The organism is Marinobacter mobilis (assembly GCF_900106945.1).
Taxonomy (GTDB): Bacteria; Pseudomonadota; Gammaproteobacteria; order Pseudomonadales; family Oleiphilaceae; genus Marinobacter; species Marinobacter mobilis.
In genome coordinates this window covers 284,491-308,274 of record NZ_FNNE01000001.1, presented here as the reverse complement: position 1 = coordinate 308,274, position 23,784 = coordinate 284,491, and the positions used below count along the sequence as shown (strand labels likewise).

Genomic DNA, 23,784 nt, shown 5'->3' with positions numbered 1-23,784 from the left:
CCCAAAAGCCCCAACCGGCAGTCTCGTCTAATCCAGACAGATTAGCGACGCAGACCCAGACGCTGAATCAGATCGAGATAACGATCAGCGTTCTTGTTCTTCAGGTAGTCAAGCAGCTTACGACGCTGGTTAACCATCCGAATCAGACCACGGCGGGAATGATGATCCTGCTTGTTGGCCTTGAAGTGGCTCTGCAGCTTGTCGATGTTGGCGCTCAGCAGTGCAACCTGAACTTCAGGAGAACCGGTATCGCCTTCACCTTGCTGGAAATCATTAACGATCTGTGCTTTCTCTTGGGCAGAAAGTGCCATATATCACCTCATTGATTGCGATGCATAAACATTCAGCCGGACCGTGCATCTCTACAGCCCGGCTAATACGCTGCCGTCCCTCTCTCGAGGGGCAGTCAGCTGCTTTTTACCAAGCGACGGGGAACGATATTGACGCCCTCGCCCTCAGCAAAACTTTCACCCAGTCCGACAAACCGGCCTTCGCCATACAGGCGCACCGGGCCGACCAGGGAATGACCCGGTATTCTAACCGGTTGTCCGTTCAATAGCGATACCAGGGACGCCCCTTGCAACTCCAGTTGCGGGAACATGGTCAGCGCTGCGTCCGGAGCCACCAGCAAGCCATCAAGGCTCTCATCACGCGCTCGCATCGCTTCCAGCTGATCGACCGGATGACAATCCTCAAGGGTGAATCCGGCCGCCAGGGTACGTCGCAACGCGATGACATGAGCACCACAACCCAGCGCCTCGCCAATGTCTTCAACCAACGAACGGATGTAAGTTCCCTTGGTGCACTTCACCGCCAGATCGATCTCGTTGTCACGAACAGCGAGCAGGGTCAGCTCATAGATGGTAACCGGTCGCGCAGGACGCTCGACCTCAATGCCCTCACGGGCATACTCGTACAGCGGGCGCCCTTTGTGCTTGAGCGCAGAGTACATTGACGGGACCTGCTGGATGTCACCCCGGAAACGATCCAGGATCGGCTCCAGCGTCGCCTCATCAAGCTGTTCAGGCACAGCATGCTCCGCGACCACGGCACCTTCGCTGTCACCGGTTTCGGTACGGATACCGAGACGGGCGGTGGTGATGTAAGCCTTGTCACTGTCCAGCATCAGTTGCGAAAACTTGGTCGCCTCACCGAAGCACAGCGGGAGAACCCCGGTTGCCAGCGGATCCAGAGCACCGGTGTGGCCGGCTTTTGCCGCTCCGTAAAGCCGTTTAACCTGTTGCAGGATACCGTTGGACGTCACGCCCTGAGGTTTATCGATGACCAGGATGCCGTTGACGTCACGGCCTTTGCGCCGACGACTCAAGCGTCAGTCTCCGGGCTGTCGTCATCCCGGGATACCGCCGGCTTTTCGTCTACCGCCTGACGAATCAGGGCATCCATACGCCGGCTCTTGCCGAGCAGGGTATCGAAATGGAAACGCAGGTGTGGAACCATCCGCAGTTTCATGGCCCGCCCCAACTGTCCACGCAGGTACCCGGCGGCCTTGGCCAGGATCGCCAGTGAAACCTTGACCTGTTCGGAGTCTTCCGTCAGCTCTTCAGTGGTCAACAGGGAGACAAAGATATCGGCGTATCCGAGATCCCGGCTCACCTTGACGGCATTGACGGTGACCATACCCAGACGCGGGTCCTTGATCTCCCGCTGAATCATCTGGGCCAGTTCACGCTGTATCTGATCACCTATGCGATCAAGACGGCTAAATTCTCTTGGCATGTTTTCGCCTGCTTAACGGGAAACGTCCCGAACCCGGGACGTTTCCTTCTGCTTAAGGTAAAGGGATCGGTAATGCGATCAGCCTGCTGATTCCAGCTTGCGCTCGACCCTGACCCGATCGAATACCTCGATCTGGTCTCCGACCTTCACGTCATAACCCTTAACGCCGATACCGCACTCCATGCCGTTACGGACTTCCTGGACATCGTCCTTGAAGCGGCGCAGGGACTCCAGCTCACCTTCGAAGATCACCACGTTGTCACGCAGAACCCGGATCGGCTTGCTACGGAAGACGGTACCTTCCACAACCATACAACCCGCCACCTGACCAAACTTCGGCGAACGGAAAGTGTCCCGGACTTCGGCAATACCGATGATTTCTTCGCGGAATTCCGGAGCCAGCATACCGGTCAGGGCTGCTTTAACATCATCAATCAGGTTGTAGATGATGCTGTAGTAACGCAGATCCAGACCTTCCTGTTCAACCAGACGCTTGGCCGCGTTGTCGGCACGAACATTGAAACCGAAGATAACGGAACCGGTCGCCATGGCCAGACTGATGTCGGTTTCGGCGATACCGCCAACACCGGTGTAGACCATCTTGACCTGAACTTCGTCATTACCAAGATCCAGCAAGGCCTTGGTGATGGCCTCGAGGGAACCACGGACGTCGGTCTTGAGGACAACGTTGAGGGTCTTGACCTCGTCCTTGCCCATATTTTCGAACATGTTTTCGAGCTTGGCGGCCTGCTGGCGCTGCAAGCGTTGTTCACGCTCGCGAATCTGACGGAATTCGGCCAGCTCCTTCGCCTTGCGCTCGTCGGCGACCGCAAAGAACTCGTCACCCGCATCCGGGGTACCGTTCAGGCCGAGGATCTCAACCGGAATGGACGGACCAGCGGCTTTTACCTGGCTACCGGTTTCGTCCATCATGGCCCGAACCTTACCGAAGAAACCGCCCGCAACAACCATATCACCCTGACGCAGGGTACCGTTTTGAACCAGAACCGTCGCTACGGAACCGCGACCACGCTCAAGGCTGGATTCAACAACAACACCCTTCGCTGGTACATCCGGAGCTGCTTGCAACTCAAGCATTTCTGCCTGCAGCAAGACCGCTTCCAGCAGTTCGTCGATACCCTGACCACTATGGGCAGAGACCGGCACGAACTGAACATCGCCGCCCCAGTCTTCCGGAATGACGTCCAGTGCCGACAGCTCGGTCTTGATTCGGTCGGGATCAGCCTCTTCCTTGTCCATCTTGTTGATGGCAACAACCAGCGGTACGCCAGCGGAACGGGCGTGATCAACCGCTTCCTTGGTCTGCGGCATAACACCGTCATCAGCCGCAACCACCAGGATAACGATATCGGTACACTGGGCACCGCGTGCACGCATGGCCGTGAACGCCGCGTGACCCGGGGTATCGAGGAACGAAATCATGCCGTGGCCGGTTTCGACGTGATAGGCACCGATGTGCTGGGTAATGCCCCCGGATTCACCGGCAGCGACCTTGGCCCGACGGATGTAGTCCAACAGGGAGGTCTTGCCATGGTCAACATGGCCCATGACACTGACCACAGGCGCCCGCTTCTGCATATCGCCCGTTTCGGACTGGAATTCACTGAGGACTTCTTCCTCATAGGCATCTGCACTGACCAGCTTGGCTTTGTGACCCAGTTCTTCGGTGACCAGCACCGCAGTTTCCTGGTCCAGAGCCTGATTGATGGTGGCCATTACGCCCATTCCCATCAGCGTCTTAATAACATCCGCGGCCTTGACCGCCATACGCTGGGCAAGATCGCCCACCGTAATCGTTTCTGGAATCTCTACTTCGTGCACCATAGGCTTGGTTGGCCTCTCGAAGGCGTGACGCTTCTCTTTCAGCTTTTTCTTCGCCCGCATGGGTTTACGCAGCGTCGTGTCTTCTTCGTCCTCAGAGATAACTACTGGCTCATCCACAGGACGGTTACGGGGACCGCGGTGGCCGGCCGACTTCTTCTTCGGCTTACCATCATCAGTCTCTTCGACGCGCTCTCGCACTTTTTCCTTTTTCTTCTTGCCCTTGCGGTCTTTGCCTTCGCCATCAACAGGCGGCTCAACCACAACATCAACGGTTGCTTCGACGGCAGCGATATCCGCTGAGTCGGCAGGGGCTTCGGCTTTAACCTCAGCTTCCTGCTGAACCGGTGCTTCTTCTACGGCTGGCGCTTCGGCCTGAACCGGCGCCACTGTCTCTTCAACTACCGGCTCCTGGGTCTCCGGCAGTTCCTCAACCTTCGGCGCTTCCGGCTCAGCTTCTGGCTGCGTCTCAGCACGCTTGACATAGGTCCGACGCTTACGAACTTCAACATTCACGGTTTTGGCACGCCCGGCCGCTCCACCTGCTTTAAGGGTGGTCGTAGTCTTACGCTTGAGCGTGATCTTCCGAGGCTCGGCCTCAGACTCACCGTGAGTTTTACGCAAAAAGGCCAACAGCTGCTGCTTCTCATCGCTGGAAACCGAATCGTTTTCGGAACGGGCCTGAAGACCCGCCTCGACGATCTGGCGCAGCAAACGATCCACGGGAGCGCCTACATCCTCGGCCAGTTGTTTTACCGTTACTTCTGACATACTGGTCCTCCTCCCGATTAAGCCTGGTCCTGGAACCAGGGGGCACGTGCAGTCATAATCAGCTGACCGGCACGCTCTTCATCCATACCTTCGATTTCAAGCAGGTCATCCACCGACTGCTCTGCCAGATCTTCCATGGTGCGAACACCGATACCCGCCAGCTTGAACGCCAGGGCACGGTCCATTCCTTCCATGGTCAGCAGGTCTTCAGCGGGCTCACTGCCCTCAAGCGCTTCTTCATCGGCCAGTGCCTTGTTCAGCAGCACATCTTTGGCTCGACGACGCAACTCACTCACGGTTTCCTCATCGAAACCTTCGATCGCCAGCATTTCCTCCATCGGGACATAGGCCACTTCTTCAATCGACGTGAAGCCTTCCTCGATGAGTACACCAGCAAACTCTTCATCAACGTCGAGGTTGTTGGTGAAGTGCTCAAGCAGACGCGTTTGCTCCTGCTCCTGACGTTCACCCGCTTCCTCTTCGGTCATAACATTCAGGGTCCAGCCCGTCAGCTCGCCGGCCAGACGTACGTTCTGACCATTGCGACCAATCGCCTGGGCCAGATTATCCTCAGCCACGGCCACATCCATGGTATTGCGATCCTCGTCCATGACGATGGAGGCCACTTCGGCGGGCGCCATGGCGTTGATCACCAGCTGGGCAGGGTTGTCGTCCCACAGCACGATATCAACCCGCTCACCGCCAAGCTCATTGGATACCGCCTGGACACGGGAGCCGCGCATACCAACACAGGCACCAACCGGATCAATACGGCGGTCATTGGTCTTGACGGCAATCTTCGCGCGGGAGCCCGGATCACGGGCTGCGCCACGGATCTCGATCAGCTCTTCAGCGATTTCCGGAACCTCGATGCGGAACAGCTCGATCAGCATTTCCGGCGCGGTACGGCTCAGAATCAACTGAGGGCCACGATGATCGGTACGAATTTCCAGCAGCAGCGAGCGCACCCGGTCGCCCATGCGGAACGTTTCCCGGGGAATCAGCTGATCACGGGGCAACAGCGCCTCGGCATTACCGCCCAGATCCACGATGACGTTATCGCGGGTCACTTTCTTGACGGTACCGGAGACCAGCTCGCCAACCCGGTCACGGTAGCTGTCGACAATCTTGGAGCGCTCAGCCTCACGCACCTTCTGGAAGATGATCTGCTTGGCCGCCTGCGCGCCGATACGGCCAAACGCAACGGACTCAACCTTCTCTTCATGGATGTCACCAGGCTGAAGGCTGGTATCAATTTCTTCAGCCTCTTGCATGGTCAGTTCGGTGCCCAGGGCCGGAACGGCGTCGTTGTCCACAACCAGCCAGCGACGGAAGGTTTCGTATTCACCAGTGCGACGATCGATTACCACGCGGATGTCCGCTTCTTCGTCTTCGTATCGTTTCTTGGCCGCAGTAGCGAGTGCCAGTTCAATCGCCTCGAAGATAACGTCCTTTTCAACGCCCTTCTCATTGGAGACGGTTTCTACAACCAGCAAGATTTCTTTACTCATTGGATTACCCTGCCTTTATCTAAATAGACTCGCAGTCTGACGAATTATTCAAACACCGGTACGATGTTGGCGCGCTCAATGCTGTCAAAGGGCAGCAGATACTCATGATCATCAACCACCACCACCACGTCAGCACCCTCAATACCCTTGAGCAGACCCTGAAATTTCCGGCGTCCTTCAAAGGCCATGCGCAGGCGAATCTGCACCCGATGGCCGGCAAACGTTTCGTATTGCTCAAGACGGAACAGCGGCCGATCCATTCCCGGGGAAGAAACTTCCAGCGTGTATTCGCTCTGAATGGGATCCTCCACATCCAGCACACCACTGACCTGGCGACTGACTTTTTCGCAGTCCTCGACACTGATGCCTTTCTCGGCATCATCGATGAACACGCGCAGCATGGATTGTGGCCCCCGGGAACGGAATTCCAACCCCCAGAAGTCATACCCCAGGCCTTCAATCACTGGGCGAAGCATTTCTTCAAGTTTGTTTAGCTTGGCTGACAAGGCTATGCCGTCTCCATACAGATTTTCCGCGACCGGAAACAAAAAAAGGGCTGTCAATCAGCCCTTTTTTGCACCAGGGCCCTTGCGCCAGGCCCCTAATCAAAAAGCCCCATCCACGAGTGCGCGACATACACGCAGCCTCTAACGGGACTTTTGTTGCAAGAACTTACGGGAAAATAAAACCTCCCGCAGACAGACACCTGGCCTGTCAATCTGCGAAACCTCAAGCGCTCAAAAACGCCGGAAGCCCGCCTAGATAGTGGGCGGAAGTATAAGTACCACAAGCCCACTGGTCAAGGACTGACCAAAAAAAACGGCTTGGTACTCCAAGCCGTTTTTCAAAATGGTGCCGAAGGCCGGACTTGAACCGGCACGGCTTACGCCACTACCCCCTCAAGATAGCGTGTCTACCAATTCCACCACTTCGGCAATACTGTTACTCAAGCTCCGGCAGAGCATTGCCCGCCGCCGCTTCAGCCTCGCTGGCACTTCCTTCCAGAGCAGGCACGTCGTCAGCCGCCATCGGAGATTCCTCAACTACCGGAATTCCCGCATCTACGGCCACATCGGCACGCTGCTTGGCAAAGATCGCCAGCGAAAAACTTGTGACAAAAAATACGATCGCAAGGAACGTTGTCACGCGAGTCAGGAAGCTACCACTACCCTGACTTCCAAAGACCGTCTGGGAAGCGCCGCCACCAAATGCTGCTCCGGCATCGGCACCCTTACCCTGCTGGATCAGAACGAGACCCACCAGCGCCACCGCAATCACGACGTGCACAACGACAACCAGTGTTTCCATCCAATCCATAACGACTCTCTGCAAACCTAAACTGTTCAACCCGATTAACTGGCTGACTCGTTAAACCGCTTCACAAATACGAACAAAATCGTTCGCAACCAGCGACGCTCCGCCAATCAGGCCGCCATCAATATCCGGCTGAGCAAACAGCTCGACCGCATTATCCGGCTTTACACTGCCTCCGTAAAGGAGGGATATGTCCTGAGCCGGAGCACCCAGCTCCGCCAACAGGGCACGCATACTCGCGTGCATATTCTGGGCATCTTCCGCTGTCGCGGTTTTGCCGGTACCAATCGCCCAAACCGGCTCGTAGGCAACAATGACTTTCGTCCAGTCATCTGCGCCAAGTCCTGCCAGGGCAGCGCGAATCTGCTCGGCGACCACTTGCTCGGCCTGACCGCTTTCGCGCTCTTCCAGGGTCTCGCCAACACACACTATGGCATTCAGACCACTACTCAGAATCTGACGAATCTTTTCAGCAACCTGGGCGTCATCTTCAGCAAACAACTGACGACGCTCAGAGTGCCCAACCAGAGCGTAATCACAACCTGCATCGCGGGCCATCTGTGCCGACACCTCTCCGGTGTAGGCCCCTGACTCCCAGCGGGCAACATTCTGCACACCCAAGCCAAGAGAACTGCCGGATAGCGCCTGACGAACATCACTCACATAAAGCGCGGGAGGAATAATAACAACCTCTACGTCTTTATCAAGCTCTGTAACACCCGCTTTAACTCCGCCAACCAGAGACTCGACCAGGTCACGAGACCCATTCATCTTCCAGTTTGCAGCTACAATATTCCGACGCATATTCGCCCCCTGACACTGACCCCAGATACGAGGGAGGCCGAACTATACAGCAGTCCGCGCCACCACACAACCAGGTAATACGACACAAACTCAGAGACTTGAATTGCGCACAACGTCGGCGAGCTCTTCGGCAACACGGCTGATGACCACCGCATCGCGCCCTTCCGCCATCACCCGGATCAGGGGTTCTGTGCCCGAGGCGCGCAACAATACCCGACCCGCATCGCCCAGCGTTTCTTCGGCATGGCGCACCGCCGCGGCGATATCTTCACGCGCCAGCGGATCAAAACGCTCGATCACCCGCACGTTGATCATGGTCTGCGGCAACTTGCTCATACCTTCACGAAGCTGCGCCAGGGTCTGCCCCTTGCGCCAGCCGGCGACCAGCACCTGCAGCGCCGACACAATGCCGTCCCCTGTGGAGGTACGATCTCGAATAACCATGTGCCCAGAGCCCTCACCACCGAGCACCCAGCCATGCTCAACCAGCCGCTCCATGACGTAACGGTCTCCGACCTTGGCCCGTTCGAAGGGAATCCCTCGCTCTTTCAGGGCCAACTCGACCCCCAGATTGGTCATCAGGGTTCCGACCACCCCACCTTTCAGGCGGCCCGAGTCCTGGCGCTCAGCGGCGATGATATAGAGCAGCTCATCTCCGTCCACCTCGACGCCATTACGGTCCACAAACATGACCCGGTCACCATCACCATCAAACGCGATCCCGAGATCCGCACCCTGCGCCAATACCGCTTCTTTCAGCGGCGCCAGATGGGTTGAACCAACGTTCAGGTTGATGTTCAGGCCGTCCGGCTCAACCCCGATCAGGGACACTTTCGCGCCAAGCTCCCGGAACACCTTTGGCGCCACGTGATAGGTCGCACCGTGAGCACAATCAAGAACGATGTGCTTACCTTCCAGGGTAAACTCGTTAGGTACCGTGCTCTTACAGAATTCAACGTAACGCCCCGGGGCATCGTCAACCCGACTCGCCTTACCCAGCTCACTGGAATCCACCACCTCAATGGGGCGATCCAGCCAGCTTTCAATCTCCCGCTCCACGGCGTCGTCAAGCTTGGTGCCCGCAGCAGAGAAAAACTTGATGCCGTTGTCATGATGGGGGTTATGGGATGCACTGATGACAATGCCAGCTGCCGCCCGGAAAGTCCGGGTCAGGTAAGCAATGGCCGGCGTCGGCATCGGGCCCAACAGCTTCACGTCGACGCCAGCGGCCGACAAACCGGCCTCGAGGGCGGATTCGAACATGTATCCGGAAAGCCGGGTATCCTTGCCGATCAGGACACTGTTGCGCTGGCCCTCACGCTTGAACACCTGCCCCACAGCCCAGCCCAGATGCAGCATGAACTCCGGAGTGATGGGCGCCTGCCCTACATGGCCACGAATACCATCGGTGCCAAAATATTTTCTGCCAGTCATTGTCCCTTCTCCTCCATTGCCGACACCACCTTGATGGCATCGACCGTTTCCCAGACATCGTGCACACGCAGAATCGACGCCCCCTTCAGGGCGGCTATTGTCGCCACTGCAAGACTTGCAGGCAACCGCTGACCCACTTCCCGACCGGTAATATGGCCCAGCATGCTCTTTCTTGACACCCCCACCAACTGTGGATAGCCGAGGACATTCAGCTGCTCAAGCGAATCCAGCAACTGGAGATTATGAGCCAGACTTTTACCAAACCCGAACCCCGGGTCGAGCACAATCCGCTCTGCTGGCATCCCCGCCTGCTCTGCCGCCCGAACCCGCTCCATCAGGAACGAGCTAACTTCGCGCAATACATTCTGATAATGCGGCCGCTCCTGCATGTTCGCCGGCTGCCCCTGCATATGCATCAAACACACCGGCAGGCCACTGGCCACTGCAGCCTCAATCGCCCCTTCACGACTCAGCGCCCGCACATCGTTGATCAGGCCTGCGCCCAAACGGGCCGTCTCGCGCATAACTTCCGGCGTACTGGTATCCACCGACACCACGACATCCAGCTCCCGCGCAATCGCTTCAACGACCGGACACACCCGATCGAGCTCCTCCTGCACTGACACCGGAGCGGCACCGGGACGAGTGGATTCGCCACCCACGTCCACAAACGCCGCCCCGTCAGCGACCATCTCACGGGCACGCAAAAGCGCCTTATCTGGCCGATTAAAACGACCGCCATCGGAAAATGAGTCCGGCGTAACGTTCAGAATACCCATGACATGGCAATGGGCCATGTCCAGTGCCCGGCCACCAAAATCCACGATCATCAACCCTTCTCCAGAATCCCCGAAACAAAACAGAAGCGCCGCCCAGAAGGGCGGCGCCAGCACTATCAGCTCTCTATGGGTCCAGCGGGATCAGTGCTCCCCGGCCGGACTCCCCACGCTCCCGGCCGAGCGGTCGTCGCCGGCCTTTCCGGAAGCCGGCTCTTCGGCGGTTACGCCGCCCTGCGGACCACTGTCCCCCCAGTTCTGCGGGGGACGCGGGGTACGACCTTCCATGATGTCATCAATCTGATGGCGATCAATGGTCTCGTACTTCATCAGGGCGTCAGCCATCGTGTCGAGCTTGTCACGATTGTCCAGCAACAGCTGGCGGGCCTTTTCATAACACTCATCGATGATATTGCGCACTTCCTCATCGATACGCTGGGCCGTCTCCGGGGAGTAGACCGTATGGGCCTGCCCTGCTGAACGACCGAGGAACGGCTCTTCACTGTCCGTATCGTACTGCAGCGGCCCAAGTTTCTCTGACAGCCCCCAACGGGTGACCATGTTTCGAGCCAGGCCCGTTGCTCGTTCGATATCATTGGACGCACCGGTGGTCACACCTTCGAAGCCAAGCGTCAGCTCTTCGGCGATTCTTCCACCAAACAGACTGCAAATCGAACTGATCAGATACCGCTTGCTGTGGCTGTAACGATCTTCCTCAGGCAGGAACATAGTCACACCCAGAGCACGGCCACGGGGAATGATACTGACCTTATAGACCGGATCATGCTCCGGCATCAGGCGCCCGACGATCGCATGCCCGGCTTCGTGATAGGCCGTGTTCCGTTTCTCTTTCTCGTTCATCACCATGGACTTGCGCTCGGCGCCCATCATGATCTTGTCTTTCGCCAGCTCCAGCTCTTCCATCGAGACCAGACGCTGGTTACGACGTGCCGCGAACAGCGCAGCTTCGTTAATCAGGTTCGCCAGGTCAGCACCGGAAAAACCGGGGGTACCGCGCGCCAGAACACCAGGATCAATGCCGTCCGCCAGCGGAACCTTCTTCATATGAACCTTGAGGATCTGCTCACGGCCAATGATATCCGGCAGGCTGACCACCACCTGGCGGTCAAAACGACCGGGACGCAGCAACGCCGGGTCCAGAACATCCGGACGGTTCGTTGCCGCAATGACGATCACGCCCTCGTTGCCTTCGAAGCCGTCCATCTCAACCAACAACTGGTTCAGGGTCTGCTCACGCTCGTCGTGACCACCACCCATGCCAGCGCCCCGATGACGACCCACCGCATCAATCTCATCAATGAAGATGATGCACGGGCTCTGCTTCTTGGCTTGCTCGAACATATCGCGAACCCGGGACGCACCCACACCCACGAACATTTCGACAAAATCGGAACCGGAGATGGAGAAAAACGGCACCTTGGCCTCGCCGGCAATAGCCTTCGCGAGCAGCGTCTTACCCGTACCCGGAGGGCCTACCATCAGGACGCCCTTGGGAATACGCCCACCAAGACGCTGGAACTTGCTCGGATCACGCAGAAAATCGACGATCTCCTTGACGTCTTCCTTGGCTTCATCCACTCCCGCCACATCAGCGAAGGTGGTCTTGATCTGATCCTCGCTCATCAGGCGGGCCTTGCTCTTGCCAAAGGCCATGGGGCCTTTGCCGCCACCGCCACCCTGCATCTGCCGCATAAAGAACACGAACAGCGCAATGATGATGAGTATCGGGAACGCAGCCACCAGCAACTGAGTCCACAGACTCTGCCGCTCTGGCTCCTTGCCGACAACCTCAACCTGGTTTGCCAGCAGATCGTCCATCAGCTTGTTGTCGACCACCTGGGGACGAATGGTCTGGAAGCGGGAGCCGTCACCACGTTGGCCCTGAATTTCCAGTCCGTCAATCGTCACCTGACGCACCTGCCCCTGCTGCACCATCTGTACAAACTGGGAATAATTTACCTGTTGGCCGGTCGTCGACGGTGAGAAGTTCTGAAACACCATTAACAGCACGGCGGCTATGATCAGCCAGAGAACCAGATTTTTTGCCATATCGTTCAAGGATCGTCACCTGTGAATTAAAAGACCAAACCGCCAGACACACCGGAAGAACAGCCTCTATCGACACCTTACACCAATTGTAGGCGCCACCACCACAATCGCCCCATCCGTATCGACCGAGCCTGGTGGATTTTTGTTACCTGAAGTCCGCCATCAACCTTTATAGCCCTTGCCGACCAGATAGATTTCACGGGAACGGGCCCGTGAGGAATCCGGTTTGCGACTGACTACGCTGCTGAACGAGCCCCGCATGTCTCTGAGCAGGGCGTCAAACCCCTCACCCTGAAAAACCTTGGCTACAAACACCCCGCCAGGCTTAAGCACCTGACGCGCCATATCCAGGGCCAATTCAACCAGCCCCATGGCGCTGGGGATATCAACGGCAGCCATACCACTCATATTGGGTGCCATATCGGAAATTACAACGTCTGCCCGACGATCGCCCAATTTATCCAGCAGCTCATCAAACACCGTCTGCTCGGTAAAATCTCCCTGTACAAAGGTCACTCCGGCGATCGGATCCATGGGAAGGATATCGCTGGCCAGCACCAGACCATGATCACCGACCAGCTCCACCGCGACCTGGGACCAGCCACCGGGAGCGGCGCCCAGATCCACCACCAGCTGTCCTGGCCGGAACAGGCGATCTTTCTTGTCGAGCTCAATCAGCTTGTAGCTGGCCCGGGAACGGTAACCATCAGCCTGGGACTTTTTGACCCACGCATCGTCAAAATGTTCCTTGAGCCAACGACCACTGGATTTCGAACGCGCCAATTTCACCTCCCACTTAGGTTTGATACGTGGATTTGGCCATTTCACCACCCCCCGTATCTGATACAATCGCCCGATTATAAAGGTTTGACGGCCTCAGTGCCGCTGACGATTTTTTATGGCACCCATTGAAGGATTGCATCATGAGCCTGTCGCCTGAGCAGCGCCGCGAATACCGTGGCATCGCCCACAATCTCAAACCCGTCATCATCATTGGCGACAAGGGGCTGACCGAGGGCCTGCAACAGGAACTCGATCGCGCCCTGAATGACCACGAGCTGATCAAGATCAAAGTCGCCCATCCGGATCGCGACGCCCGCCGCGAGGCCATCGACGCCCTGTGCCAGGAATCCGGCGCACAGCTGATTCAGGTGATCGGCAAGATTGCCGTGATCCTGCGCCGCGCCAAAAAGCCGAACCCTAAACTGTCAAACCTGCTGCGCAACCGCGGCTAACCGGCAGGCGAAAAAAAACCGGCATCGGAGTCATTCCCGGTGCCGGTTTTTTTGTGCCTCCCCTTAAAAGGGGAGGCCGCAGCGAGCCAATCAGATGTGCTCGACCTGTTCGATCTCGTACTCCACCGTTCCGGAAGGCACACGAATCGCGACCACGTCATCCTCACTCTTGCCGATCAGGGCGCGGGCAATGGGAGAAGACACCGAGATCTTGCCGGCCTTGATGTCAGCCTCGTCCTCACCACAGATCTGATAAACCACCTGTTCGTCGGTATCAAGATTGAGCAGATGCACGGTGACACCAAACACAACCTTACCGGTGTTCTCCATGGTGGTGACATCAATCACCTGAGCGGAAGACAACTTGCCTTCAATCTCCTGAATACGACCCTCGATAAAGCTCTGCTGCTCGCGGGCAGCGTGATATTCGGCATTTTCCTTGAGATCACCGTGCTCACGAGCTTCGGCAATGGCCGCAATCACCCGTGGACGCTCTACGCTTTTCAGCTGCTGAAGCTCTTCACGAAGTGCCGCTTCACCCGCCTTGGTCATTGGGACACGAACTGTCATAGTTTTACTTTCCTGCGTGCAGATCCTGAAGGCGACGAACCGTGCGCTCAGGACCGAAATTGATTGCCCGGCACAGGGCTTCGCCGCCTGCCAGGGTAGTGGTGTAGGTCACTTTTGACTGCAGGGCCGACTGACGAATCTGCGCCGAGTCGGAAATCGCCTTGCGGCCTTCGGTGGTGTTCACGATCAGCTGGACCTGGCCATTCTTGATCGCATCCACAATATGCGGACGACCTTCACGAACCTTGTTCACCTTCTCAACAGCAACGCCGGCATCGTTCAGTACCTTGGCGGTACCGGTGGTAGCGATCAGCTTGAAGCCCGCAGCAACCAGATCCCGGGCAACCGCAACCACACCTTCCTTATCAACGTCACGCACGGAAATGAACGCCGTGCCCTGCTCCGGCAGCTTGCCGCCACAGGCCAGTACAGCCTTGGCAAAAGCCTCATCAAAGCTGTCACCCAGCCCCATCACCTCACCGGTGGACTTCATTTCCGGCCCCAGGATCGGGTCAACGGACGGGAACTTGTTGAACGGGAAGACCGATTCCTTAACGGCGTAGTAGGACGGCACGATCTCCTGGGTAAAGCCCTGTTCCTCCAGGGAGGTGCCCGCCATGCAGCGAGCCGCGACCTTGGCCAGGGAGAGGCCAATGGCCTTGGATACGAACGGCACGGTGCGGGAAGCCCGCGGGTTGACCTCGATCACGTAGATCTTGCCGTCCTGCCACGCCAGCTGGACGTTCATCAGACCCACCACTTCCAGCTCGATGGCCATCTTGCGTACGGCATCGCGCATCTCGTCCTGCACATCCTTCGGCAGAGTGTACGGCGGCAGGGAACAGGCAGAGTCACCGGAGTGAACACCGGCCTGCTCGATATGCTGCATGATGCCGCCAATCACCACATCTTTGCCGTCGCAGATGGCGTCGATATCCACCTCGATCGCAGCATTGAGGAAGTGATCCAGCAGTACCGGGCTGTCATTGGAGACCAGCACCGCGTTGCGCATGTAACGCACCAGCTCTTCTTCGTTGTAGACGATCTCCATCGCCCGGCCACCCAGCACGTAGGACGGACGAACCACCAGCGGGTACCCGATTTCACGGGCCGCCAGCACACCCTCTTCGTGGCTACGGACAGTGGCGTTCTGCGGCTGCAACAGCCCCAGACGACTGATCATCTGCTGGAAACGCTCACGGTCTTCCGCGCGGTCGATGGCGTCCGGGCTGGTACCGATAATGGGTACTCCGGCCGCTTCCAGGCCCCGAGCCAACTTCAGCGGGGTCTGACCACCGTAGTGGACAATCACGCCCTTGGGCTGTTCGACCCGGACAATTTCGAGCACATCCTCAAGGGTGATCGGCTCAAAATAGAGACGGTCGGACGTATCGTAATCGGTGGACACAGTTTCAGGGTTGCAGTTGATCATGATGGTCTCGTAGCCGTCTTCGCGCATGGCGAGCGCGGCGTGGACACAACAGTAATCAAACTCGATACCCTGACCGATACGGTTGGGGCCACCCCCAATCACCACGATCTTCTCGCGGTCAGACGGATCGGCCTCGCACTCTTCCTCGTAGGTGGAGTACATGTAGGCGGTGTTGGAGGCAAACTCAGCGGCACAGGTATCCACGCGCTTGTAGACCGGACGGACACCCAGCTCATCACGCAGCTTGCGAACGCTGTCTTCGGAAATACTCAGCAGTTTGGCCAGACGGGCATCGGAGAAACCCTTGCGCTTGAGACGGAACAGCACATTGCGGTCAATGTCGGCCTTGCCGGACTGCTTCAGTGCCTCTTCCTCACGGATGATGTCCTCGATCTGCACCAGGTACCACGGATCAACCTTGGTGTGCTCAAAGACTTCTTCCACGGTCATGCCTTTGCGGAAGGCATCGCCAATGTACCAGATCCGCTCTGCGCCGGGCTCATTGAGCTCACGAGTCAGGGTTTCCAGACCTTCTTCGGTGTCCAGATCCACTTTCGGCTCGAAGCCTTCGGATCCGACTTCCAGGCCGCGCAGCGCTTTCTGCATGGATTCCTGGAAGGTACGACCGATGGCCATAACCTCACCCACAGACTTCATCTGCGTGGTCAGGCGGGCATCGGCCTGAGGAAACTTCTCGAAGGTGAAGCGCGGAATCTTGGTAACCACGTAGTCGATGCTGGGCTCGAACGAAGCCGGGGTCACGCCACCGGTAATCTCGTTACGCAGTTCGTCGAGGGTGTAGCCAACGGCCAGTTTGGCCGCAACCTTGGCAATCGGGAAACCGGTGGCCTTGGAAGCCAGCGCCGAGGAACGGGACACGCGCGGGTTCATTTCAATCACGACCATGCGACCGGTGTCCGGGTGGATGCCGAACTGGACGTTGGAGCCACCGGTTTCAACACCGATCTCACGCAGGACTGCCAGCGAGGCATTCCGCATGATCTGGTATTCCTTGTCGGTGAGCGTCTGGGCCGGTGCCACGGTGATGGAATCACCGGTGTGCACACCCATCGCGTCGAAGTTTTCGATGGCACAGACAATGATGCAGTTGTCGTTGCGGTCGCGGACAACCTCCATCTCGTACTCTTTCCAGCCGATCAGCGACTCGTCGATCAGGAGCTCGCTGGTCGGTGACAGGTCAAGACCGCGGGTACAGATCTCTTCAAACTCATCGCGGTTATAGGCGATACCACCACCGGAACCGCCCATGGTGAAGGACGGACGAATGATGCAGGGGAAGCCGATATTCTCGGCCACCTGCCAGGCTTCTTCCATGGTGTGAGCGATTTCAGCTCGGGGGCACTCAAGGCCAATCGCCTTCATCGCCTTATCGAAACGATTACGATCCTCAGCCTTATCGATGGTGTCAGCGTTGGCGCCGATCATCTCGACACCATGCTCTTCCAGCACGCCATGCTTTTCCAGATCCAGTGCACAGTTCAGCGCAGTCTGACCACCCATGGTTGGCAGCAGTGCATCCGGCTTTTCTTTCTCAATAATCTTGGCGACGGTTTTCCAGGTAATCGGCTCGATGTAGGTGGCATCGGCCATCGCTGGGTCAGTCATGATGGTCGCCGGGTTGGAGTTCACCAGGATCACCCGGTAACCCTCTTCGCGCAGCGCCTTACAGGCCTGAGCTCCGGAGTAGTCGAATTCGCATGCCTGTCCAATGACGATGGGGCCCGCGCCCAGGATCAGGATGCTTTGAATGTCGGTACGTTTTGGCATGTCTTGGTAAACCTGTCAGCAACGTTTAATTTCTTGCAGCGCGAAACACGGCGCAGCCTGTTATTTGTCCGGAATGGCCGTTCAGGCCTTTGACGCTTCCATCAACTGGATAAATTCGTCAAACAGCGGCGCCACGTCGTGCGGCCCCGGGCTGGCTTCCGGGTGCCCCTGGAAGCTGTAGGCCGGCTTGTCCGTGCGACGAATGCCCTGCAGGGTGCCGTCAAACAGGGACTTGTGAGTCGCCTCGACAGTGCCAGGCAGAGTGGACTCGTCCACCGCAAAGCCGTGGTTCTGGCTGGTGATCATGACCACGCCGGTCTTCAGGTCCTGTACCGGATGGTTGGCACCATGGTGGCCATGGCCCATCTTGACGGTCTTGGCACCACTGGCCAGGGCCAGCAACTGGTGCCCCAGACAGATACCGAATACCGGGATATTGGTTTCCAGCACGTCCTGAATCGCCTTGATGGCGTAATCGCAGGGCTCAGGATCTCCCGGGCCGTTGGACAGGAAGATACCGTCCGGATTCATTGCCAGCACTTCAGAGGCCGGGGTTTGCGCCGGCACCACGGTAATGTCACAACCGCGGGAAGCGAGCATACGCAGGATATTGAGCTTGACGCCGTAATCCCAAGCCACCACCTTGAAGCGGCCTTCGGACTGTTCGCCGTAGCCCTCAACCAGATCCCATTCGGTCTGTGACCAATGCCAGGTTTTTTCGCAGGTCACTTCCTTAGCCAGATCCATTCCCTTGAGGCCAGGGAAGGCCCGCGCCAGTTCCAGAGCCCGCTCCGGTGTCGCATCTGCACCAGCAACGACAGCACCATTCTGGGAGCCCTTGTCCCTCAGGATCCGGGTCAGGCGACGGGTATCGATGCCTGCGATACCGACAATGTTGTTGCTGCGCAGGTAGTCATCAAGACTGCCGTTACTGCGCCAGTTACTCGCCAGCAGGGGCAGATCGCGGATGATCAGGCCGGCAGCCTGGACGCGATCAGATTCAACGTCTTCTTCATTGACCCCGGTGTTGCCAATATGAGGATAGGTCAGGGTGACAATCTGGCGGGCATAGGACGGATCAGTCAGGATTTCCTGATAACCGGTCATGGCGGTGTTGAACACCACCTCACCGCTGGTTTCACCTTCGGCGCCAATGGCAAATCCATGGAACAGGCTTCCGTCTTCCAGAGCCAGGATTGCCGGGGTTCTCAAGGTGTCGGTGCTCAAGGTATGAGTACTCAAGGCTTGTATCCTCATCGAGTGGCGTATCGTCAGTTCCGAATCGGGCTCGAACCCACCCCGCCAAGCAGGGCATTGGGCCCGTTCCCCAACGTCACGAACAGGAGCGCAAGCGCAAATTCAGGTCGCAAAAAAGCGAGAGGGAGCAAGTTGCTCCGTCCCGCTTTTTTGTTGTTAGGGCCCCGTCAATCAACGGCGCCCCGGCATTTTAAGCTACGCTTGGTGCAGTTAAACTGCCTCATTATAAGAAATTCAGGCGCTCACTGTCCACGACAAAAAGTATCGCGCTTCACCGGTCAGTTACTTCAGCGCCAGCACGTCCTGCATGTCATACAGCCCGGCACCCTTGCCTTCCAGCCACTTGGCCGCGCGCACCGCGCCCTTGGCAAAGGTCATGCGGCTACTGGCCTTATGGGTAATCTCAATACGCTCACCAATTCCGGCAAACAAGACCGTATGATCACCCACCACATCTCCGGCGCGAATGGTCTCAAAACCGATCTCCTTGCGGGAGCGTTCACCGGTAAAGCCTTCACGACCATATACGGCACACTCTTTGAGATCACGCCCCAGAGCGTCGGCCACCACCTCCCCCATCCGTAACGCTGTTCCGGATGGGGCATCTTTCTTGTGACGGTGATGAGCTTCGATGATCTCGACATCATAGTCATCACCCAGCACCTGGGCCGCCGTCCGCAGCAGGTTGAGAGCCACATTCACGCCCACACTCATGTTGGGCGCAAATACGATCGGGGTAGCTTCGGCCGCCAGAGACAACTGCTCTTTTTCAGCCTCGGTCAGGCCCGTGGTGCCAATCACCATGCGCTTGCCATTGACCTTGCAGAACTCGGCGTTTTCCAGGGTCAGATCCGGAAAGGTGAAATCGACCAGCACATCAAAATCATCTTTCACATCCGCCAGACTGGCCGCGAGCGCGACCCCGGTCTTACCGATTCCAGCCATCTCACCCGCATCTGCACCGATCAGAGTGCTATCCGGCTCAACGACCGCAGCACCCAGTTCCAGACCTTCAGCCTCATCCACGGCCTCGATCAGAACCTTCCCCATGCGCCCGGCGGCGCCGATGATTGCTACCCTCATGTTCATCGTCCTCAGAATTTCATTTCGTCAAAGAAACTTTTCACACCCTCAAACCAGGAGGTTTTCTTCGGAGCATGATGGGTGCCATTGCTGCCATCGAGCGTTTGCTGGAATTCGTTCAGCAGCTCCTTCTGGCGCTTGGTCAGGTTGACCGGAGTTTCCACGATAACCCGGCACAACAGATCTCCGGCAGGACCGCCACGAACCGGGCTCACGCCCTTGTTGCGCAGGCGGAACAGTTTTCCGGTCTGGGTTTCCTCAGGAATCTTGAGCTTCACGCGACCATCGAGAGTCGGCACCTCCAGCTCACCACCGAGGGCGGCATCCACGATGCTGATCGGCACTTCGCAATAGAGGTTACGGCCATCGCGGGTAAAGATACTGTGCTCGCGCACTGCGATCTGCACATACAGATCACCGGACGGACCACCATCAATACCCATCTCGCCCTCACCTGCCAGACGGATACGATCACCGGTATCGACGCCAGGCGGCACCTTGACCGACAGGGTCTTCTCTTCCTGAACCCGACCTACACCGTGACAGGACTTACACGGATTCTTGATGACCTTGCCGGACCCCCGACAGCTGGGGCAGGCCTGCTGAACCGTAAAGAAGCCCTGCTGCATGCGCACCTGACCGACACCGTTACAGGTGCCACAGGTTTCCGGGCGGGTTCCTTTCTCGGCACCGGTACCGTCACAGGAGCCACACTCCACGTGACCCGGCACCCGGATTTTCACGGTCTTGCCTTTAACCGCCTCTTCCAGGTCCAGCTCCAGGGTATAGCGCAGATCCGATCCACGGGTATTACGGCCACCGCGACCACCGCCACCAAAGATGTCACCAAACACGTCACCAAAGATGTCGGAGAAGCTGCCATTGCCGCCGCCAAAGCCACCAGCCTGACCATCCACACCGGCATGGCCATACTGATCATAGGCGCCGCGCTTCTGGCCATCGGACAACACCTCATAGGCTTCGCTGGCTTCTTTGAACTTGCCTTCCGCCTCCTTGTCATCCGGGTTCCGGTCGGGATGATATTTCATCGCAAGCTTACGGTACGCCCGCTTGATTTCCTTGTCATCCGCATCCCGGGACACTCCGAGAATTTCGTAATAATCGCGCTTGGCCATGCTTAAAACCCTGTTAACGCCCCCGGATGCTGCCCGAGGTCTTTGACTACTTGAATTCGCTTGTACAGTTGGAGCCGCGCGGCATTCTAACGCAACCCCCAAACGAGGAAAAACGCGGGAACCCGAATGGCCCCGCGTTTTCCTTGATTACGACGCCGCTGAAATCAGCGCTTGTCGTCGTCTTTCACTTCTTCAAACTCGGCATCAACCGCGTCATCCGCCGCTTCCGCCTGGGCGCCACCCTGCTCGGCACCACCAGCCTGAGCCGCCTGTTCACCCTGCTCAGCGTACATCTTCTGAGCCAGCTCGGAAGACACTTCCGTCAGCTTCTGGGTCTTCGCCTCGATGGCCTCCTTGTCGGAGCCTGTCAGTGCTTCTTCCAGGTCCTTGATGGCTGCCTCAATGCTTTCCTTCTCGCTGTCGGAGACCTTGTCACCCGCATCGGTCAGGGTCTTGCGAACCGCGTGAACCATGGCATCACCCTGGTTGCGGGTCTGCACCAGCTCCTCGAACTTGCGATCTTCCTCGGCGTTCGCCTCGGCGTCAGACACCATCTTGTCGATTTCGTCCTCACTCAGACCGGAGGACGCCTTGATCACGATGGACTGCTCCTTCCCGGTCGCCTTGTCCTTTGCGGACACATTCAGGATACCGTTGGCATCGATATCAAAGGTAACCTCGATCTGAGGCACACCACGAGGGGCCGGCGGAATGTCGGCCAGATCAAAACGACCCAGAGACTTGTTCTGCGCCGCCTGCTTACGCTCCCCCTGAACCACGTGAATGGTCACAGCAGTCTGACTGTCATCGGCAGTAGAGAAGGTCTGTGACTTCTTGGTCGGGATGGTGGTGTTCTTGTCGATCAGAGGCGTCGCAACGCCACCCATGGTCTCAATACCCAGGGTCAGCGGGGTAACATCCAGCAACAGAACATCTTTGACATCACCAGACAGAACCGCCGCCTGGATCGCAGCACCCATGGCAACTGCCTCATCCGGATTCACATCCTTACGGGCTTCCTTACCGAAGAAGTTCTTAACCTTCTCCTGAACCAGCGGCATACGGGTCTGACCGCCCACCAGGATAACTTCATCAATCTCGCCGTTACTCAGACCCGCGTCCTGCAGGGCAATCTTGCAGGGCTCCAGAGAACGCTCAACCAGATCTTCCACCAGGGATTCCAGCTTGGCACGGGTCAGCTTCACATTCATGTGCTTGGGACCACTGGCATCAGCCGTGATGTACGGCAGGTTGACGTCGGTCTGCTGGCTGCTGGACAGCTCAATCTTGGCCTTTTCACCCGCTTCTTTCAGACGCTGCATGGCCAGGGAGTCGCCACGCAGATCAATGCCGCTGTCTTTCTTGAACTGGTCAGCCAGGTATTCAATTACTTTCAGGTCGAAGTCTTCACCGCCCAGGAAGGTGTCGCCGTTGGTGGCCAGCACTTCAAACTGGTGCTCGCCATCCACATCGGCAATCTCGATGATGGACAGATCGAAGGTACCACCACCCAGGTCGTAAACCGCAACGGTACGATCACCGGTTTTCTTGTCCAGACCGTAAGCCAGCGCCGCAGCAGTCGGCTCGTTGATGATCCGCTTGACGTCGAGACCGGCAATCTTACCGGCATCTTTGGTTGCCTGACGCTGACTATCGTTGAAATAGGCCGGCACGGTGATCACCGCCTCGGTCACGGTCTCGCCCAGGTAATCCTCAGCGGTCTTCTTCATTTTCTTGAGCACTTCCGCAGAGATCTGCGGCGGAGCCATCTTTTGTCCTTTTACTTCAACCCAGGCATCACCGTTGTCGGCCTTGGCAATGGCATAAGGCACCATCTTGATGTCTTTCTGAACGACGTTGTCGTCAAAACGACGACCAATCAGACGCTTGATAGCAAACAGCGTGTTGTTCGGGTTGGTTACTGCCTGACGCTTGGCAGACTGACCCACCAGGGTTTCGCCATCGTCGGTGTAGGCAATGATGGACGGGGTGGTGCGATCGCCTTCGGCGTTCTCAATCACCTTGACCTTGTCGCCATCCATGATGGCTACACAAGAGTTGGTGGTTCCCAGGTCGATACCAATAATTTTGCTCATCGATTCACTCCAATTCGTTTTTCAATTCGGTTCGGGCGCTTAGCTCACTACTGATCCGGGACTTTGTTGATCCGAAAACCGCCCGTGTCGCTACTCGTTACTGCCTATATTGGCGCCACATTGAACTTTTCAAGCCTGCTCGTCGATTTTTGGCGCTTCGTCTGCCTTGGCAACCACCACCATGGCCGGACGCACCAGACGCTCATTCAGGGTGTAGCCCTTCTGGATCACCGCAACCACGCTGTTGGGCTCCGCATCGGGGGCGGGCACCATCGACATGGCTTCATGCAATTGCGGATCGAACGGCTCACCCACGGGGTTGACCTGCTCGACCTTGAACTTGCCCAGACCGCCCAGCAGCAATCCCAGAGTCATTTCAACGCCTTCACGGATAGAGGCGACCACCTGGTCACCGGCTTCCTGGGCCTGGGTGCTCTCAACCGCCTTCTCCAGGCTGTCGGCTACCGGGAGCAATTCCTTGACGAATTTTTCCAGGGCAAACTTGTGAGCTTTCTCAACATCCTGCTCGGCACGGCGGCGAACATTCTGCATCTCCGCCTGCAAGCGCAGCATCTGATCCTTGGATTCCTGCAACTCGGTGCGCAGCGCATCCAGCTCGGACTCCGCTGCATCGCCGGACTGCTCGGTCTCGGCAGCGTCCGGGGCCTCTGCTTTAGCGGCCTCGTTCAGCTCCTCTTCAACCTGGTCATTGCGGGTGTTGTCAGCACTCATTGGCTACTCCTGCTCAAACTTGAAGTGCCCGTCGCTCGGGCTTCTATTACTTGACCCCGGGGAAATCCACACCGGGTTTATGGACTTTGGGAACGGATATGGGGCCCGAATTTTCGGTTTCAACCTCCACAAAAGAGGAAATCATCATTTGCAAACCACAAAAAGCCTGTATATATTCACAGTCACTGTATACATA

General features: G+C 57.5%; 20 protein-coding genes and 1 tRNA gene. 1 reads left to right on the top strand and 20 read right to left on the bottom strand.

Annotated features, from left to right (window positions below; genetic code table 11):
• Positions 1 to 41: 41 nt before the first annotated feature.
• From rpsO to rlmE, 13 genes are all read right to left on the bottom strand, one after another.
• A complete protein-coding gene (rpsO, locus tag BLV11_RS01405; RefSeq protein ID WP_091811149.1) occupies positions 42 to 311 on the bottom strand; it encodes a 30S ribosomal protein S15 in 270 nt (89 codons plus the stop codon).
• A gap of 95 nt (positions 312 to 406) precedes the next feature.
• The gene (gene truB, locus BLV11_RS01400) at positions 407 to 1,327 is read right to left on the bottom strand and encodes a tRNA pseudouridine(55) synthase TruB (protein ID WP_091811148.1); all 921 of its coding nucleotides are present in this window, start codon (positions 1,325 to 1,327) and stop codon (positions 407 to 409) included.
• Complete coding sequence (rbfA, locus tag BLV11_RS01395; RefSeq protein ID WP_091811147.1) at positions 1,324 to 1,737, bottom strand: 30S ribosome-binding factor RbfA; 414 nt, start codon at positions 1,735 to 1,737, stop codon at positions 1,324 to 1,326. Before rbfA ends, truB begins: the two co-directional genes overlap by 4 nt.
• Before the next feature lie 78 nt (positions 1,738 to 1,815).
• Positions 1,816 to 4,350 carry a translation initiation factor IF-2 gene (infB, locus tag BLV11_RS01390; protein WP_091811146.1) on the bottom strand — a complete coding sequence of 845 codons (2,535 nt, stop codon included), beginning with the start codon at positions 4,348 to 4,350 and terminating at the stop codon, positions 1,816 to 1,818.
• Positions 4,351 to 4,367: 17 nt separating this feature from the next.
• Positions 4,368 to 5,861 carry a transcription termination factor NusA gene (nusA, locus tag BLV11_RS01385; RefSeq protein WP_091811145.1) on the bottom strand — a complete coding sequence of 498 codons (1,494 nt, stop codon included), beginning with the start codon at positions 5,859 to 5,861 and terminating at the stop codon, positions 4,368 to 4,370.
• 44 nt (positions 5,862 to 5,905) lie between these two features.
• Complete coding sequence (rimP, locus tag BLV11_RS01380) at positions 5,906 to 6,367, bottom strand: ribosome maturation factor RimP (protein WP_091811144.1); 462 nt, start codon at positions 6,365 to 6,367, stop codon at positions 5,906 to 5,908.
• Positions 6,368 to 6,711: 344 nt separating this feature from the next.
• Positions 6,712 to 6,796: transfer RNA gene (locus BLV11_RS01375), tRNA-Leu, on the bottom strand.
• 7 nt (positions 6,797 to 6,803) lie between these two features.
• Complete coding sequence (gene secG, locus BLV11_RS01370) at positions 6,804 to 7,178, bottom strand: preprotein translocase subunit SecG (protein WP_091811143.1); 375 nt, start codon at positions 7,176 to 7,178, stop codon at positions 6,804 to 6,806.
• A gap of 51 nt (positions 7,179 to 7,229) precedes the next feature.
• Entirely contained in the window at positions 7,230 to 7,979 is a 750-nt protein-coding gene (tpiA, locus tag BLV11_RS01365; protein WP_091811142.1) for a triose-phosphate isomerase, read from the bottom strand.
• A 90-nt stretch (positions 7,980 to 8,069) separates the two neighbouring features.
• A complete protein-coding gene (gene glmM / locus BLV11_RS01360) occupies positions 8,070 to 9,413 on the bottom strand; it encodes a phosphoglucosamine mutase (protein ID WP_091811141.1) in 1,344 nt (447 codons plus the stop codon).
• Positions 9,410 to 10,243, bottom strand: a complete 834-nt coding sequence (gene folP, locus BLV11_RS01355; RefSeq protein ID WP_091811140.1) for a dihydropteroate synthase — start codon at positions 10,241 to 10,243, stop codon at positions 9,410 to 9,412. The genes glmM and folP overlap by 4 nt, the downstream gene beginning before the upstream one ends.
• Positions 10,244 to 10,333: 90 nt before the next feature.
• Complete coding sequence (gene ftsH / locus BLV11_RS01350) at positions 10,334 to 12,268, bottom strand: ATP-dependent zinc metalloprotease FtsH (RefSeq protein WP_217634507.1); 1,935 nt, start codon at positions 12,266 to 12,268, stop codon at positions 10,334 to 10,336.
• 153 nt (positions 12,269 to 12,421) lie between these two features.
• Positions 12,422 to 13,042 (bottom strand): 23S rRNA (uridine(2552)-2'-O)-methyltransferase RlmE, encoded by a 621-nt coding sequence (gene rlmE, locus BLV11_RS01345; protein ID WP_091811365.1) that lies wholly within the window; start codon positions 13,040 to 13,042, stop codon positions 12,422 to 12,424.
• 140 nt (positions 13,043 to 13,182) lie between these two features.
• Between rlmE and yhbY the strand changes: the two genes are divergently transcribed.
• Positions 13,183 to 13,494, top strand: coding sequence for a ribosome assembly RNA-binding protein YhbY (yhbY, locus tag BLV11_RS01340; RefSeq protein WP_091811138.1), 312 nt, complete (start codon positions 13,183 to 13,185; stop codon positions 13,492 to 13,494).
• Between the two features lie 90 nt (positions 13,495 to 13,584).
• On the opposite strand, the gene greA is transcribed toward yhbY, so the two are convergent.
• The 7 genes from greA to grpE all read right to left on the bottom strand — a co-directional run bounded on the left by greA (position 13,585) and on the right by grpE (position 23,588).
• Positions 13,585 to 14,064, bottom strand: a complete 480-nt coding sequence (gene greA, locus BLV11_RS01335; protein WP_245725872.1) for a transcription elongation factor GreA — start codon at positions 14,062 to 14,064, stop codon at positions 13,585 to 13,587.
• 4 nt (positions 14,065 to 14,068) lie between these two features.
• Positions 14,069 to 17,284: a carbamoyl-phosphate synthase large subunit gene (gene carB, locus BLV11_RS01330; protein ID WP_091811136.1), complete on the bottom strand. Its 3,216-nt coding sequence runs from the start codon at positions 17,282 to 17,284 to the stop codon at positions 14,069 to 14,071.
• An 81-nt stretch (positions 17,285 to 17,365) separates the two neighbouring features.
• Positions 17,366 to 18,496, bottom strand: a complete 1,131-nt coding sequence (gene carA / locus BLV11_RS01325; RefSeq protein ID WP_091811364.1) for a glutamine-hydrolyzing carbamoyl-phosphate synthase small subunit — start codon at positions 18,494 to 18,496, stop codon at positions 17,366 to 17,368.
• Positions 18,497 to 18,823: 327 nt separating this feature from the next.
• Positions 18,824 to 19,624: a 4-hydroxy-tetrahydrodipicolinate reductase gene (gene dapB, locus BLV11_RS01320; RefSeq protein ID WP_091811363.1), complete on the bottom strand. Its 801-nt coding sequence runs from the start codon at positions 19,622 to 19,624 to the stop codon at positions 18,824 to 18,826.
• Between the two features lie 11 nt (positions 19,625 to 19,635).
• Entirely contained in the window at positions 19,636 to 20,760 is a 1,125-nt protein-coding gene (dnaJ, locus tag BLV11_RS01315) for a molecular chaperone DnaJ (protein WP_091811135.1), read from the bottom strand.
• A 164-nt stretch (positions 20,761 to 20,924) separates the two neighbouring features.
• The gene (dnaK, locus tag BLV11_RS01310; RefSeq protein WP_091811134.1) at positions 20,925 to 22,856 is read right to left on the bottom strand and encodes a molecular chaperone DnaK; all 1,932 of its coding nucleotides are present in this window, start codon (positions 22,854 to 22,856) and stop codon (positions 20,925 to 20,927) included.
• A gap of 129 nt (positions 22,857 to 22,985) precedes the next feature.
• The gene (grpE, locus tag BLV11_RS01305) at positions 22,986 to 23,588 is read right to left on the bottom strand and encodes a nucleotide exchange factor GrpE (protein ID WP_091811133.1); all 603 of its coding nucleotides are present in this window, start codon (positions 23,586 to 23,588) and stop codon (positions 22,986 to 22,988) included.
• Positions 23,589 to 23,784: the final 196 nt, after the last annotated feature.

Bases quoted from the DNA above. Each gene is read 5' to 3' on its own strand.
- rpsO (WP_091811149.1), bottom strand. From the start codon at position 311: ATGGCACTTTCTGCCCAAGAGAAAGCACAGATCGTTAATGATTTCCAG.
- rbfA (WP_091811147.1), bottom strand. From the start codon at position 1,737: ATGCCAAGAGAATTTAGCCGTCTTGATCGCATAGGTGATCAGATACAG.
- infB (WP_091811146.1), bottom strand. From the start codon at position 4,350: ATGTCAGAAGTAACGGTAAAACAACTGGCCGAGGATGTAGGCGCTCCC.
- nusA (WP_091811145.1), bottom strand. From the start codon at position 5,861: ATGAGTAAAGAAATCTTGCTGGTTGTAGAAACCGTCTCCAATGAGAAG.
- secG (WP_091811143.1), bottom strand. From the start codon at position 7,178: ATGGATTGGATGGAAACACTGGTTGTCGTTGTGCACGTCGTGATTGCG.
- tpiA (WP_091811142.1), bottom strand. From the start codon at position 7,979: ATGCGTCGGAATATTGTAGCTGCAAACTGGAAGATGAATGGGTCTCGT.
- glmM (WP_091811141.1), bottom strand. From the start codon at position 9,413: ATGACTGGCAGAAAATATTTTGGCACCGATGGTATTCGTGGCCATGTA.
- folP (WP_091811140.1), bottom strand. From the start codon at position 10,243: ATGATCGTGGATTTTGGTGGCCGGGCACTGGACATGGCCCATTGCCAT.
- yhbY (WP_091811138.1), top strand. From the start codon at position 13,183: ATGAGCCTGTCGCCTGAGCAGCGCCGCGAATACCGTGGCATCGCCCAC.
- greA (WP_245725872.1), bottom strand. From the start codon at position 14,064: ATGACAGTTCGTGTCCCAATGACCAAGGCGGGTGAAGCGGCACTTCGT.
- carB (WP_091811136.1), bottom strand. From the start codon at position 17,284: ATGCCAAAACGTACCGACATTCAAAGCATCCTGATCCTGGGCGCGGGC.
- dapB (WP_091811363.1), bottom strand. From the start codon at position 19,624: ATGAGGGTAGCAATCATCGGCGCCGCCGGGCGCATGGGGAAGGTTCTG.
- dnaJ (WP_091811135.1), bottom strand. From the start codon at position 20,760: ATGGCCAAGCGCGATTATTACGAAATTCTCGGAGTGTCCCGGGATGCG.
- dnaK (WP_091811134.1), bottom strand. From the start codon at position 22,856: ATGAGCAAAATTATTGGTATCGACCTGGGAACCACCAACTCTTGTGTA.
- grpE (WP_091811133.1), bottom strand. From the start codon at position 23,588: ATGAGTGCTGACAACACCCGCAATGACCAGGTTGAAGAGGAGCTGAAC.